At 57.8% G+C, this 13,288-nt stretch carries 11 protein-coding genes and 1 pseudogene; 8 read left to right on the top strand and 4 right to left on the bottom strand.

Annotated features, from left to right (window positions below):
- Nucleotides 1-169 precede the first annotated feature (169 nt).
- Entirely contained in the window at nt 170-1,552 is a 1,383-nt protein-coding gene (locus tag ACWGZX_RS08525) for a carbohydrate porin (protein ID WP_452628018.1), read from the bottom strand.
- Nucleotides 1,553-1,836: 284 nt separating this feature from the next.
- Here ACWGZX_RS08525 and ACWGZX_RS08520 point away from each other — a divergent pair, with 284 nt between their 5' ends.
- Together ACWGZX_RS08520 and ACWGZX_RS08515 are read left to right on the top strand one after the other, a co-directional pair.
- Entirely contained in the window at nt 1,837-2,067 is a 231-nt protein-coding gene (locus ACWGZX_RS08520) for a VF530 family protein (RefSeq protein WP_046026590.1), read from the top strand.
- 2 nt (nt 2,068-2,069) lie between these two features.
- Nucleotides 2,070-2,726, top strand: a complete 657-nt coding sequence (locus ACWGZX_RS08515) for a Pr6Pr family membrane protein (protein ID WP_452628017.1) — start codon at nt 2,070-2,072, stop codon at nt 2,724-2,726.
- Between the two features lie 96 nt (nt 2,727-2,822).
- On the opposite strand, the gene ACWGZX_RS08510 is transcribed toward ACWGZX_RS08515, so the two are convergent.
- Nucleotides 2,823-3,608, bottom strand: coding sequence for a siderophore-interacting protein (locus ACWGZX_RS08510; protein ID WP_452628016.1), 786 nt, complete (start codon nt 3,606-3,608; stop codon nt 2,823-2,825).
- Nucleotides 3,605-4,183 carry a PadR family transcriptional regulator gene (locus ACWGZX_RS08505; RefSeq protein ID WP_452628015.1) on the bottom strand — a complete coding sequence of 193 codons (579 nt, stop codon included), beginning with the start codon at nt 4,181-4,183 and terminating at the stop codon, nt 3,605-3,607. The genes ACWGZX_RS08510 and ACWGZX_RS08505 overlap by 4 nt, the downstream gene beginning before the upstream one ends.
- A gap of 507 nt (nt 4,184-4,690) precedes the next feature.
- Between ACWGZX_RS08505 and ACWGZX_RS08500 the strand changes: the two genes are divergently transcribed.
- The 6 genes from ACWGZX_RS08500 to ACWGZX_RS08475 all read left to right on the top strand — a co-directional run bounded on the left by ACWGZX_RS08500 (nt 4,691) and on the right by ACWGZX_RS08475 (nt 11,683).
- Complete coding sequence (locus ACWGZX_RS08500; protein WP_452628014.1) at nt 4,691-5,179, top strand: CS1 type fimbrial major subunit; 489 nt, start codon at nt 4,691-4,693, stop codon at nt 5,177-5,179.
- A gap of 109 nt (nt 5,180-5,288) precedes the next feature.
- Nucleotides 5,289-7,811 carry a TcfC E-set like domain-containing protein gene (locus ACWGZX_RS08495; RefSeq protein WP_452628013.1) on the top strand — a complete coding sequence of 841 codons (2,523 nt, stop codon included), beginning with the start codon at nt 5,289-5,291 and terminating at the stop codon, nt 7,809-7,811.
- A gap of 40 nt (nt 7,812-7,851) precedes the next feature.
- The gene (locus ACWGZX_RS08490) at nt 7,852-8,592 is read left to right on the top strand and encodes a molecular chaperone (RefSeq protein WP_452628012.1); all 741 of its coding nucleotides are present in this window, start codon (nt 7,852-7,854) and stop codon (nt 8,590-8,592) included.
- Between the two features lie 4 nt (nt 8,593-8,596).
- Nucleotides 8,597-9,097, top strand: coding sequence for a CS1 type fimbrial major subunit (locus tag ACWGZX_RS08485; RefSeq protein ID WP_452628011.1), 501 nt, complete (start codon nt 8,597-8,599; stop codon nt 9,095-9,097).
- Nucleotides 9,098-9,121: 24 nt separating this feature from the next.
- Entirely contained in the window at nt 9,122-10,372 is a 1,251-nt protein-coding gene (locus tag ACWGZX_RS08480) for a hypothetical protein (RefSeq protein WP_452628010.1), read from the top strand.
- Nucleotides 10,373-10,438: 66 nt separating this feature from the next.
- A complete protein-coding gene (locus ACWGZX_RS08475) occupies nt 10,439-11,683 on the top strand; it encodes a hypothetical protein (protein WP_452628009.1) in 1,245 nt (414 codons plus the stop codon).
- A 378-nt stretch (nt 11,684-12,061) separates the two neighbouring features.
- Here the strand turns inward: ACWGZX_RS08475 and ACWGZX_RS08470 are convergent.
- A pseudogene (locus ACWGZX_RS08470) lies at nt 12,062-13,152 on the bottom strand (IS110 family transposase).
- Between the last annotated feature and the right edge of the window lie 136 nt (nt 13,153-13,288).

Here is a 13,288-nt window from a genome sequence, read left to right as displayed (position 1 = left end):
GGCTTGCCCCCGTTCGGCTGCGAAGCAGTCGCAAAGTCAGCATGAGCGGTGTTTCAGTTACACACCGGTCACAGTTTTTGGCACTGCTTCGCAGCGCAACGGGGCGGTGCGGCGTTCCGACAAGCCCCCTCGCCACACAGCCTGCTCCTACAGGGGGTTGTGGTGTTCGTTAGAAGGATGAGGTGATCTTGATCCCGCCAATCAGTGCGTCATCGACCTGGTTCACGCCACCGGGGTGGCGGATGTATTGCAGGTTCGGGCGTACGGTCAGCCAGTTCGTGACGTGCACGCCGTAATAGAATTCGGCGCTGTATTCGGTGTCCTGCGGCGGCAGGAACGACGGGTCGTCGTAGCTATCAACGGCGCGCGCTTGATTGGTCGCTTCGGCGTTTTTGCGATAGGCCGGGTTGACGTGGACCCGGGCCAGGGCGAAACCGATGTCGTCTTTGGCACGTGCATCGAACCAGCCTTTGTAGACCACGCCGGCCTGGACGTAGTTGTCGATGGCATTGGTCTTCTTGTCGTGCATCGTGGCGTTGGCAAACACGTTCAAACCACGGGAGTGATCGCTGGCGATGCTGGTCACTTGCTGCTGAATAACGAGCCACTCGCCATGCTTGCTCGATGCACTGCGATAGGCCTCGCCACTCAGGGCGGCAGGCTGGCCATTGCTGTCCTTGTAGACATCGGTGGCATTGGCGCTGCTGTAGTAATAGCCGACGCGGTATTCGCCCGGCAGGTCATGAACCTTCGGCGACCACACCAGTTCCACCGGCAAAATCGCGCCTTGGGTGCCGCTGCCGCTGAGCTTGAAGCCGTTACCGCGATCCAGGTTCGATGGGTTTTGCTCATAGGCGCCGACCTGCGCAAACAACTGCGGCGTGAGGTGATATTTGACGCGCATCGCCCACTGGCTAACGGGCCAGTTGTACCAGATGCCACCGACCCAGTTGCCGACTTGCGAGCCGCAGAACGCCAGGTTCTGGAAGTCGCAGGGGAAGCTGTTGAAGTCTTCGCCTTCACCGAAGCGACCGACCTTGATGTCGAGTTGCTGATCGAAGAATTTCTGCTGATACCACATCTGCGTCAGGCGCCAGGTCTGCCCACGCCCCCAGACTTCCTGAGCCGAGGTAAAGCCGCCCACACGTGGATCGTTGATGCGGTCGTTGCTGATGTTGTTGCCGTTGCGCTCGGTGAGGGTCAGCTGAAATTCGGCGTCGTCCCAACCGAGGATTTTCTGCAAATCCAGGTGCGTGCCGAAGGCGAACTGATCGCTGTAGCGCGCGGTGCGGTCATGGTCGTAGCCGCCGTGCAGATTGCTGCCCGTTTCGCCGGTGTAATCGACGTTGAAGTCGTAACCTTTTTCCGAAAGTTCGGTGCGCGTGCCGTTCCAGTCGCCGAGCATCCACGGTGAACTGCTATCGAAGGCGGGAGCCGCCTGGGTGCAGGTGGCGAGGCCCAGCGCGGTGAACCCACCGATCAGGTTCAGGGCTTTTCGGCTGGCAATAGTGGTGCAGACAGCGCTGTCTCGCGAAGTTTTAAAATAAGGCATAGAGAAGAAATTCGGGGTCTTTTTCCAGGAAATAAACGGATTGCAACAGGCGTGAAGCAGTGTGCGGAAGCGTTTCAGCTTGGTGGGCGCAAGGATAATGTTCTGTTACAAATAGAGAAAGGGCTTTTACTGACATGGATCATTTCAGATTCGGTAACAGTGCCGGGCGGCAGTCTTAGCAAGGTCACCTACAGTAAGAGATAGCGCACAGAGCGCTTCCACCCGATCACACCCTCGGCTAAGGTGCGCGGCTTCCCACTCCTTACATCGCTCGAAGGCCCTGCATGACCGAACAGAACAACAACCCGCTGCATGGCGTGACGCTGGAACAGATCCTCAACGTCCTGGTTGAACATTACGAATGGTCGGGGCTGGCCGAGCGCATCGATATCCGCTGCTTCAAGAGCGACCCGAGCATCAAGTCGAGCCTGACGTTCCTGCGCAAAACCCCGTGGGCCCGGGAGAAGGTTGAGCGCTTGTACGTCAAGTTGATGCGCACCAAGCGACCGGTCTGAGCATGCCGGGCTCGGCTGCCAGGCGCTATTTTGTTGCCGCTGCGGCGCTGCTGGGCTGGACGGGACTGGCTATTCAGCTGTACCTGATTCTCTATTCGCGCTGGAGCCTGGAAGCCAGTCTGATAGGTGGGGTGGTGAGCTTTTTCAGCTACTTCACGGTGCTAAGTAACACGCTGGTGTCGACGGTATTGACCTGTGAGTGGACATCCCGCGAGTCAGCGGCGCGACGCTGGTTTTTACAGCCATGGGTCAGCAGCGCGGTTGCCGTGAGCATCACCGTGGTGGGGCTGGCGTACAGCGTGTTGTTGCGACATTTATGGCATCCCGAAGGCTGGCAATTTCTGGCTGATGAACTGATGCACGACATCACGCCGCTGCTGTTTCTGGCGTATTGGTGGGTGTGTGTGCCCAAAGGCACGTTACGGCTGCAGCACATTGGTCTGTGGGTCATTTATCCGCTGGTGTACTTCGCGTTTGTGTTGTGGCGCGGGCATGTGCTGGCGGTTTATCCCTACCCGTTCATTGATGTCGACAAGTTGGGTTATGCACAGGTGTTTGTGAATGCGGGGGGATTGTTGGCGGGGTTTGTGGTGATAGCGCTTCTGATAATCGGATTGGATCGGTGGCTTGGACGTCGCACAAAGACTTCAGGTTTGTAGTGGCTCAGCTATCGCCTTCGCGAGCAGGCTCGCTCCCACAGTTGATCTCGGTCTAATGTGGGAGCGAGCCTGCTCGCGAAGGGGGACTAAAACCGGTCACTCTTCGTCGCTGTCATCCAGCCGCCAGTAGCCGACGGCTTTGACGAACTGCTCATTCAGGCCGTGCTCATCGAGCAATAGCCGACGGATCTGCCGCGACACCTTGCTCTCGGTCGCCACCCACGCGTACAGACTGCCGCTCGGCATTTGCAGTTGCTTGACGGTGGTCAGCAGATTGTCTTTGCCCCCTTCGCGCAGTACCCAGATCACATCGACCTGTGCGGCGCTTTCCAGGCGCTGCTGTTCGGCGCCGTTCTCCACTTCCACAATCACCAGCGCACGGCGATTGACCGCCAGGCCTTCAAGTCGACGGGCGATGGCGGGCAGGGCAGTTTCGTCGCCGATCAGCAGGTAGCTGTCGAACATGTCCGGCACGATCATCGAGCCGCGTGGCCCGCCGATGTGCAGGAACTGGCCGGGCCTGGCTTGCTCGGCCCAGGTCGAGGCCGGTCCGTCGCCATGCAGCACGAAATCGATGTCCAGTTCCAGGGTATCGAGGTCGTAGCGACGCGGTGTGTAATCGCGCATCGCCGGCATCGGCCCATTGTCTTTGCCTGCGCCCAATACCAGGGTTTCCAGCGCCGCTTGTTCCGCTGCATTTTGCGGGAACAGCAGTTTGACGTGGTCGTCGGTGCCGAGGCTGACGAAGCCGGCTAATTCCGGCCCGCCCAAGGTGATCCGGCGCATACGCGGCGTCAGGTCGACCACGCGCAACACTTCCAGGCGACGGCGTTTGATCTCATGCATGACACGGTGGATGGATTGCACGATCACTTCAGTCATTCGGTTTTCTCCCGAACAGGTTGAACGGCAGGGCCGTCGACAACGGCTTTTGCGGTGTTGTTGAGCAGGTCGCGCACCCGCAGGATTTCTTCCGGGCTCCAGCGGCCGTGGTGCATCTGCAAGGCATGACGCAAGTTATGCACGGCTTCGTGGATCTCGGCCGGTCGATCTTGGCCGCGCAGCGAGCGCTTGCTGACTTCGATGCGCATCCGCACGCCGTCCAGCGCAATCGCTTGCTCGGTCAACGACAGACGTCCAGTGTCGGTGATGCTGTAGCGTTTTTTGCCGCCCTCGGCGTCGCCCGAAATCATTTCGCTTTCTTCAAGAAAGGTCAGGGTCGGGTAAATCACGCCGGGGCTGGGGCTGTAGGCGCCGTCGAACATGCTTTCGATCTGGCGAATCAGGTCATAGCCGTGGCAGGGCTGTTCGGCGATCAGCGCCAACAGCAGCAGTTTCAGGTCGCCGGGGGCGAACACTCGTGGTCCGCGTCCGCCGCGTTCACGGCCGGGGCTTGGGCGTTTTTCGACGCCGTCGCGGTTGTCGCTGTGCTCTCGATGGGAATGATGGTCTCTCATTTTGTGTCTTCTCTCGTCGTGTTTAGATACAACTTAAGATATATCTTTACGAGAAAGCAAGACGCCAGGACAAACGGTCGACGGCACAGGAGCGCTCGGTGCCATGGCACACGACAGACGGGGCTGCTGCGAAGTTAGCTCTTTTAGAGTAATTGAACTAACTCTAATGCGCTGCTGTTTATCGTTGGCTTATTGTTGTGCCGTCAGTGGTATTGTTCTGACGGAAGTTAGATTGATTATTGTCTGTGTGCTTTTTAAGTTAAAACTGTGTGTAGTATTTGTCTGAGGGTAAAACAATCTATTTGTTGTTTTTATGACTTTTTTCCTGCTGTTCGAAAGCCATTATTACTACATGTTCTTCGGAACTTGCGTACTTACTTTTTCGAGCGATTGGCCGATCATTCTCTGGCGTCGAAAGTTAAGCGAATTCACCATCGCCTCACGGTATGGCATTCGCTTGCTCTAACTTTTATTCGCCCAATCCTTTGAAAAGACAGGTACTCAACAATGTTCAAGAAGTTTGCAATCGCCGTTCCGATGACTCTCCTGGCCCTCAGTTCTTCGCTAGCGTTCGCTGAGTATGACGCGTACACGAACATCAGTATCACTGCCACTATCCCAACCCAGGTATTTCACGCCCAACCGGTGAATCCTGACTTCGGTAAAGATGAAAAAATGGCCTACAACCTGGTGGCCGGCACCTTGGACCCGCTGCGTGCGACTTACGATATTCGCCACACCAACGGTTCGGTCAATGCTTATGTAGAAGGTGGTCCGCAACCCCTGTTCAACGGTAATAACAACATCGCGCTGACTTACTCCTTCAACGGCGTCACCTTGACCGGTGTCTCTCAAGAAGTGGTCGGCGATACCGAGTCCAACGGGGGCATGCGGACTGATCTGGTGATTGCCGCTGCCAAACCGACCGCCGCCCAGACGGGTGTTTACACGGCCAATCCGGTCGTGGTCTTCGATGCCATCCCGCGTGTCCAGTAATACGGTTATGAATTAAGGCTTGTCCTTATTCGTCAACGCCGACCGGTCGATGGGTAGTCACTGCCTGTCGATCGGGTTTTAACGCACTTATCTTCAGAGTATCCCGTTCATGTTCCCGATGACTCCCATCGCGACGGCGCTTGCCCTTTTTTTCTGCGCAACTGCAATCGCCGCGCCAGCGGATAACGGCACTACACCTCGAAGTCTGCTGGCGCAGGCCAAGGGGTTGCCGACCGAGTTCGAAGAGCATTTCTTTGACGTGCCATTGGCCGTGCGTGTGGAACTTGACCAACAATTTCTCGGTGAGGCGATGGTGGTGTTATCTCGCGACGACCGCATCACCCTGGTTGACTTCACCGACGTCAGTGACAGTACGATCAAGCCCAGCGAACGTGACACCTGGTCGATCTGGCTGAAACAAGGTGTGGCGCTGGGCAGTTGCGAGGCCAAGTGCCCTGAGCAACTGCTGGCGGTGCATTACAGTCTTGAAAACTCGCTGGTGTCGATTGTCACGGAAAACGCCGAGCGTGACGATCAAGCGCAGCGTTATTACACGTTGCCCGAAGGTGGCAGCACCGGTTTGATCGTGCGCAACCAGTTGAACCTCAATGGCGGCCAGAACCAGGACCTCGGTGGCCGTTACGGTCTGGAAGCCAGCAGCAGCCTGGGTAATTGGACCCAAGCGGTCAATGTTCAGTGGTCCCGGCTGGGAGGCCTGGATAACACGCTCTATCACGCCGTGAATGAGCTGTTTACCCAACGCGAACTGGAAGGCAGCTTTCTGCGCCTGGGTCTTTTCACTCCCTCGTCCGAAGGCCTGACCCGCCAGCCAAATACCTTTGGCACCAGCCCCGACACGGCGCTGGGCGTGATGTATGGCAGCTCCGACAGTCTGGCGCTCAACAACCCGAAGGCGGCGGTTTATCCGATTTATGTCACCGCCAATCGGCAAGGGTCGGTGGAGATCTACCGCGACGGTTTGATGATCAATACCCAGGCCGTTCCCGCCGGTTTACAGACCCTGGACACGCGTCCGCTGCCGGGCGGCATCTATGAAGTGGAAGTGCGTCTGATCGAAGATGGCCAGATCACCTCCAGCACCCAGGAACTGATCTACAAGCCGAACAATTGGCGTAACCATGACGAACGCTGGCGCTACAACCTCTTCGCCGGCCGTGAATCGAAAGTGCTCAGCAACTGGGACCAACAGGACGATGGCGACATGACCTCTGGCGCCGCGTTCAACTACCTGCTGCACCCTCGGGTGATCCTCGGCCTGAGCGCTCGTCAGGTGCGCGACAACCTGCAATACGGCACGTCGGTCGACTGGTCGATCGTCAATAACGCCAGCCTGTATGCCAGCGTCTACGAGACCGAAAATTACGGCACCGGTCTCGATGTGCAGGGGCTCTACTCCTATGGCAGCGGCAGCCTCGTCGCCAGCTATAACCGCAGCTGGCTCGACACCACAAAGCTGTATGACACCCTGCCCGATGGCACGCGGGTGCGGCAGCCCAATGTGTTTATCGGGCAAACCAGCAACTCTTCGTTGTCGATCAACCATCGACTGACCAGCAAAAGCTCGGTCAATGCGCGGGTATCCCACAGCGAGGGCAACACCAATGGCACAGGTGTGGATCTGGGATGGACCCAGCGCACCCGGCTGTTCGGCAGCGATGCCAACTGGCGACTGTCCCTGTTCGATCGGCCGGGCAGTATCAGTTCGGATGACGAACGCAACCGTGGTGTCGACCTGAGCGTCAACATTGCCTTGGGTGGCCCCGGTGAACAAATCTCCGGCAGCATCGGCTCACGCACTGCGCGCGAGGGCGGTCGGGATAACAACGCCTCGATCTCCTACCGCAAAGACCTGCAGGATCACCTGCTGCAAAGTGTCTCGGCCACGGTCCTCACCGACACCTACGGCGTGGGGTTGAACGCGATGGGGACGATGCAAACGGACCTGGTCAACGGCGACGGGTTTGTCCAGCGCTCGTCTTTCAGCAACGACTTCACCGGTGGCCTGAACCTGGACAGCACCGTGGCCGTCGGCGGCCAGAAAATGGTCGTTACCAGCCAGTACCACCGCAACGGTGCGGGCATGATCATCGATGTCGAATCGGACATCGCGGACATTGCCCTGCGCGCCGACGATTTGAGCGGTAGCAGCACGGTACTCAAACCCGGGCGTAATTTTGTGCCGATCACCGCCTACAAAAGCAGTTCGGTCAGCTTCGACTTCGAAGGCAATCATGTACCGGCCGCGACCATTCAGCCGGCCCGTTCCAGCTATCACCTGAACAAGGGTGGCGTGGGCTATCGCCAGATCAAGGTCATGCGCACCCTCACCGTACTCGGTCGGCTGATCGACCCCCAGGGCAACCCGCTCAAGGGCCACCACGTCATCAACCATGCCAGTCGCGGTGTGAGTGAAGTGGACGGTTTCTTCTCGATGGAAATGAACGCCGGCTCACCGACCCTGGAAGTGCGCCACGGTGATCAATTGCTGTGTCAATTCCGCCTCGATACGAGCAGTGGGCGCACGGAAAACAACGTGTTGATGATCGGTGATTTGCGCTGCACGCCGGACACCTTGGCGGATGCAACTTTTATGGCTCCAACGGCGGGTTGATGGCCCGGCAGAACGTGATTAATCAACGAGGTAAGGGACGATGAAACGTCTGTTGGCATTATTTGGTTTTTGTTTGTTTACCCAGGCAACGCAGGCAACACCGAGCATCAATATCGGCACCGTGTACGACTATCTGGACGGCGACAAAAGTACCTTTTTGAAACGGGTGTTCAATGGCGGCGACAGCACGGCATTTGTGAAGGTCAATATTCTCGAAATCCTCTATGACGCCGACGGCAAATCACAGGAAGTGCCGCTCAAGACCCAGACCGATGGCAGCGCCCGTGATGGCTTGATGGCCAGCCCGGCTCGACTGATCGTCCCGGCCAATGGCATGCAGGGCACGCGATTGTTGTTCATGGGGGAGCGCGACAAAGAACGCTATTTCCGCGTGCGTTTCGTACCGGTGGTGCCCGAAAAGGAAGACGAGTTTGCCGTCTCCAGCGAAGAGCGTGAGGACTATAAGAAAACCCTCTCCGCCGGGGTCAATGTACTGGCGGGTTACGGCGCGGTTTTTTTCGTACGGCCCAAGCAGGCACGCTTTGACAGCGCGATCGAAAACGTCGCGGGCACTTATCGGATTCGCAACAACGGCAACACGGTCGTGGTGATCGATGAGTTCAAGGATTGCTCGGTTAAAAACGAGCAGGACTGCCAGCCGACCACCAAACATCACATTCTCGCCGGCCGTACGTTTACCTTCGAAAAACAGGCCGGCCGCCACTACCAGTTCACGCTGGTGGAAGGTGTAAGCAGCAAAAAACTCGACGTGAAGGGTTGAAGCCATGACCAGGAAACTGATCTTCGGGTTGTTGGCGGCTGCTGTTGCGTATGCGAGTCATCCGGCGTTTGCCGCCAGGGAAGTGTATCAGTTCGAAGTGTTCGTGACGATCCCGACCCAGGCGTTCTACGTGATTCCCTCGGACCCGACCTGGATCCATCGCGAGCAGCAACTGCCCTGGAACCTGACCACGTCGACGCTGGGCGGCTTGCGCAAGTATTTCGACGTCAAGAACGAAGCCGGCTCGATCGAGGCAAGGCTTGAAGGCCGACCGTATCTGTCCAACGGCACTCCGGCCGATGACATTGGCTTGCGTGTGCTGTTCAACGGCACGTTGTTGAGCGAACTCGAGAGCAGCGAAGTGGTGTCCCTGGCCGACGCTGCCCCCGGCAAACGCGTCTTGCTGGAAATCGTCCCGATGCCGCCGGCCGATGGGGTTTACAAGCCTGGCAATTACTTTGGCAACGTCAACATGATCTTCAACGCGGTCATGCCAGGTGCTTGATACCGATCTTATGAGGCTAAAGGGATGAAGCGTTTTCAGACATTACGACGTTGTGCGGGGGCGTTGGTGTTGTGCTCGATGTGGCTGCCAACGGTCTGGGCAGAAGAGGTGTCGATTCAGGCCTCGTTCAAACCGGATTCGGCTAATCCGCAAAGCAATAAATTCACCAACGACACGCCGTCCAGTGGTTATTGCGTCAGTTACCCCGATCAGTGCCGAATCTATGAGATGTTCAGCCTGCAAGTCCCGATCGAGTTCAACTCAATCGCGCCGATTCAAGCTCGTCACGGGGATGTTCGCCAGGGGGCAATGATCAAGGTCCCGACTCAGTGGCGAGACTTGACGGTCGTACACGAAGCTACCGGTGAGCCGGCGACGGTGAAAATCCGTATTTCCGGCGTGGGGTCACAGTATGTAACGGAGGACGTGGTCAGTCTGGTGGGTGGCGGCGACGATTATCGAGTTGCCCATAATCAGTTATGGGGCAGTAGCTGGGTTAACGCACCTGCACCCTGTGCTGTCAGTGGTGTGGGTTTTTTCGGTCCCAATCGGTACGGTTTTTTCTGGAAAACGCCAACGGAAGGCGTTTGTGCAAAACAGGCGCAGTTCAATGTTCCATGGCTGCGTTATAACTACCTCGACTTTGCCTACGAACTGGTGACCCCCAACCCCTTGGGTATGTCCTCGGGCAAGTACCGTGGAGACTTGGTCTATTACCTCGGTCCCAATAGGGACTTCGACATGGGCGACATCATGCAGCCCACCAGTTCAACCCTGAAGTTGAACTTCGCCCTGGATGTTCTGCATACCCTTAAAGTGGATGTGCCACCGGGGGGTAACCGCGTGGAGCTGGTGCCGCAAGGCGGATGGCAGTCGTGGTTGACCCAAGGGCGCAAGCCGACACGCCTGTTCCGCGAGCAGACGTTCAATATTTCCGCCAGTTCACGCTTCAAAATGCAGCTCGACTGCCAATACACGCAGGATGGACAGAACTGTTCAATGCGAGAACCCGTGAGCGGTCACGCCGTTCCCTTGAATGTCAGCGTCAGCCTTCCCCATGGCTTGAGCGATGCCACTGGGCAAGCGGTCAGTCGTCGGCCACTACGGCTGGATGGCAGTGGCACGGAGCTGTTTCAACCGGGCATTTATGTGGACCGCAAACCGGGAACGCTGCACTTCGAGGTGCCTGCCTCAGAGGTGGCAGAGATGATTCGTCCAGGATCGTCTCGCCAATACTCGGGCAACGTGACAGTGATCTGGGATTCGGATGTCTAGCACTTCGTCAAACGCTGCCAAGGCTAAAACGGAACGAGCCTCAACAGGATCTTTGAAGGAAAGACAATGAGCCATTTGCGTACACAATCATTTGGAAAATTGAGCGGCCTGCTGTGCGCCGTGTTTGCACTGTCGGCGCAAGCCTTGACGGTGGACATCGAGGCCACCTTCAAGCCCGATTCATCCAACCCGCAGAGCAATAAATTCATCAATCAGACGCCGTCCGAAGGTTTCTGCCGACAGGTGCCGCAGGCCTGCGAGCCCTATGGGCTGTTCAGCCTGGGTGCGCCCATTTCGTTCACGGCCAATGCGCCGATTCTGGCTAATCACACGGACCCGCGTCAGGGCGGCATGGCCCGGGTGCCCTCGGAGTGGCGAGATGTGCCGATGACGCATGAGTCGGGTGATACCAAAGTGCTTTCCATCCGGATTGGCGGAATTGGCCATGAAGCGCAGACGCCGCTCCCCGTCACCGAAATAACCGACGGCGGAGGCTGGGACCACCTGTGGGAAGGTCGGGGGTGGACGTATGCGCCTGCGCCTTGTCAGGGCGTAGGTTGGTATTCGGCGGGAAGCCGGGGTTACAACAGTTTTTGGAGAGTCCCGGAGGGGGCTGGAGTGTGCAGCAAGAAGGCGCTTTATGAGATTCCGATGTCCTTCCGCTTCCTGTACTTCGTTTTTGCTTACGAGCTGCGTACACCGGATCCGCTGAATATGAAGGCGGGTAAATACACAGGCTCCATCCCGTACTCGGTCGGCCCGCGCAAGGATTTCGACATGGGCGATGTGATGATTCCGGATGACGAGCAATTGATCCTCAATTTCTCACTGGATGTTCAACACACGCTAAAAGTGGAGATTCCTCCCGGTGGTACACGCATTGAGCTGGTGCCGCAAGGTGGCTGGCAGGCCTGGTTGACTCAAGGGCGCAAACCGACGCGGTTGTTCCGTGATCAGACGTTCAACATTTCGGCCTCGAGTCGTTTCAAGATGAACCTCGAGTGCCAGTACATCCGTGGCAATACCTGCGCGGTGCGGGAGCCGGTGACGGGACATTCGGTGCCGCTCAACATCAGCGTCACCTTGCCCAGCGGTTTGACCGATGCCGCGAACCAGCCGGTCAATCACCGCCCGCTGCTGCTCGATGGCAGTGGCACGCACTGGTTCCAGCCTGGCTTTTACGTGGATCAGAAACCCGGGACACTGCATGTCGAAGTGGCCCGGGACCAGGTCGAGGAGATGCTCGAACCGGGCGTTGCCCGAAGTTACTCGGGCAGTATCACGGTCATCTGGGATTCGGAGGTGGGTTGAAAACAGGGTGGCGTGCAGAAGATTGCCCTCAGGACAAATGCCAGTCTGTTAAGAACATCTCAGGAAAAACAAGCTCTTGGTAACAGCAGGCTTCGCCAGCTGCTATGTATGGACTCGCCCCCACTTTCAACCCGCTTTTGAACACTGCTACCCGGTTGCATCTATGTATAAGGCCTATTCGAGGAAGCCTTCATCGGCTTCTGGCCAACATTGGGTGAGCTCGCGGTATGCCTATTACATTTAGGCCTCAAGGGCCGGTAGCAGCTCAGGCATCTATCCGCGACGGTCTGACCTGGGGTCAATGTTCTTCAGCAAGGGTTGAGGCGGCTCAGCGCCCCGGTGGCAGAACTCTGTCAATGACTCTTGATCAGCCCCTCATCACGGCCTCTGACCAGTGGCCGGTTGGCGATGATAGGTCTGCTCGTTTTGCAGCAGCACCCACATGATGCGCAGGTTGCGGTTGGCCAACCGCACCGCCGCGCCTTTTTGACCGTGACGGCTCAACCAGCGTCGCAGACGCTGGTCATCTGGATGTTCCGAATCTGGCCGCACCTGCCTCAATACAGAGTGCGCACCTTGAATCGCCAAGCTGCGCAGATAGGCATCACCGCGCTTGCACATATTGCCCAGTCGAATCTTTTGCCCGCTACTGTGCTGTTCGGGCACCGTGCCGAAATAGGCGGCGAACTGGCGCGCGTTGGCAAAGCGTTCAGGCTCAGTCTGTTTGGCTAGCATCGCCGTGGAGAAGATCGGGCCGACCCCCGTATCGTCATCAACCGTTTCGCCGTCTCGTCCGCGCGAGCACTGGCTTCCAGGCGCCCCGTCAGCACGTTGATGTGTTCGCCCAGTTGGCCCCACTCAGCCAGTATTTCGTCGATCAGCTCGCGCAACATATCCGGCAGCGGCTGGCTGGGGTCTTCCAGTACCCGTGGCACATCTCGGCTGAGGGCCATCTCGCCCTGCGCCAAGGCAATGCCGTGTTCCAGCAGCAAGCCACGCATCTGGTTACCCAAGGCCGTGTGCCGTCGCACGCATCCCTGCCGGACGCGGTGCAGCGCTTGCATCGCTAACGCCGACTCACTCTTGACCGGTACGGCTGCAATTTTTTGGTCTCGGCCTGCACGTAATATCGCCAGCACATCGTTGCGGTCATTCTTCGCTCCGCTACGGTGTTCGGCCACACGTTGTGCAGGCAGTATCCGCACTGGATTGCCTTGCGCCTGTAACAGCCGTGCCCACGCTTGCGCGCCCGGCCCGGTCTCCATCAGTACCGTCACATCCGCCGACAACTGGCGCAGGAACACGTGAAAAGCTTCACGAGACTTGATCCGTTGCTCGTGGACCACCTGGCCAAGGGAATTTTCCCCCGCGACCTGAAACACATTCTTCGCAAGATCCACCGCTACTGTCGTGCACGCCGCAAGATCGGCTGGCGACAAGGATTTGTTTATCGTCGTATGCTTGCTCATGGCCTCGCCCTCGCTGTCGTTGGCTTTCATAGAATGCCACCGTGGCGCGAAGACGCCTCGGCTTGGGCGAGTCCATTCAATTACAAATTGCGTTACGGCTTAACTGACTGGCATTACCCCGCTGGGCTTTCAGGGT

The organism is Pseudomonas sp. CLCA07 (genome assembly GCF_053615335.1).
This window is presented reverse-complemented; position numbering and strand designations above follow the sequence as displayed.

Coding starts and splice junctions, on each gene's coding strand:
- ACWGZX_RS08525 (WP_452628018.1), bottom strand. CDS start 1,552: ATGCCTTATTTTAAAACTTCGCGAGACAGCGCTGTCTGCACCACTATT.
- ACWGZX_RS08520 (WP_046026590.1), top strand. CDS start 1,837: ATGACCGAACAGAACAACAACCCGCTGCATGGCGTGACGCTGGAACAG.
- ACWGZX_RS08515 (WP_452628017.1), top strand. CDS start 2,070: ATGCCGGGCTCGGCTGCCAGGCGCTATTTTGTTGCCGCTGCGGCGCTG.
- ACWGZX_RS08510 (WP_452628016.1), bottom strand. CDS start 3,608: ATGACTGAAGTGATCGTGCAATCCATCCACCGTGTCATGCATGAGATC.
- ACWGZX_RS08505 (WP_452628015.1), bottom strand. CDS start 4,183: ATGAGAGACCATCATTCCCATCGAGAGCACAGCGACAACCGCGACGGC.
- ACWGZX_RS08500 (WP_452628014.1), top strand. CDS start 4,691: ATGTTCAAGAAGTTTGCAATCGCCGTTCCGATGACTCTCCTGGCCCTC.
- ACWGZX_RS08495 (WP_452628013.1), top strand. CDS start 5,289: ATGTTCCCGATGACTCCCATCGCGACGGCGCTTGCCCTTTTTTTCTGC.
- ACWGZX_RS08490 (WP_452628012.1), top strand. CDS start 7,852: ATGAAACGTCTGTTGGCATTATTTGGTTTTTGTTTGTTTACCCAGGCA.
- ACWGZX_RS08485 (WP_452628011.1), top strand. CDS start 8,597: ATGACCAGGAAACTGATCTTCGGGTTGTTGGCGGCTGCTGTTGCGTAT.
- ACWGZX_RS08480 (WP_452628010.1), top strand. CDS start 9,122: ATGAAGCGTTTTCAGACATTACGACGTTGTGCGGGGGCGTTGGTGTTG.
- ACWGZX_RS08475 (WP_452628009.1), top strand. CDS start 10,439: ATGAGCCATTTGCGTACACAATCATTTGGAAAATTGAGCGGCCTGCTG.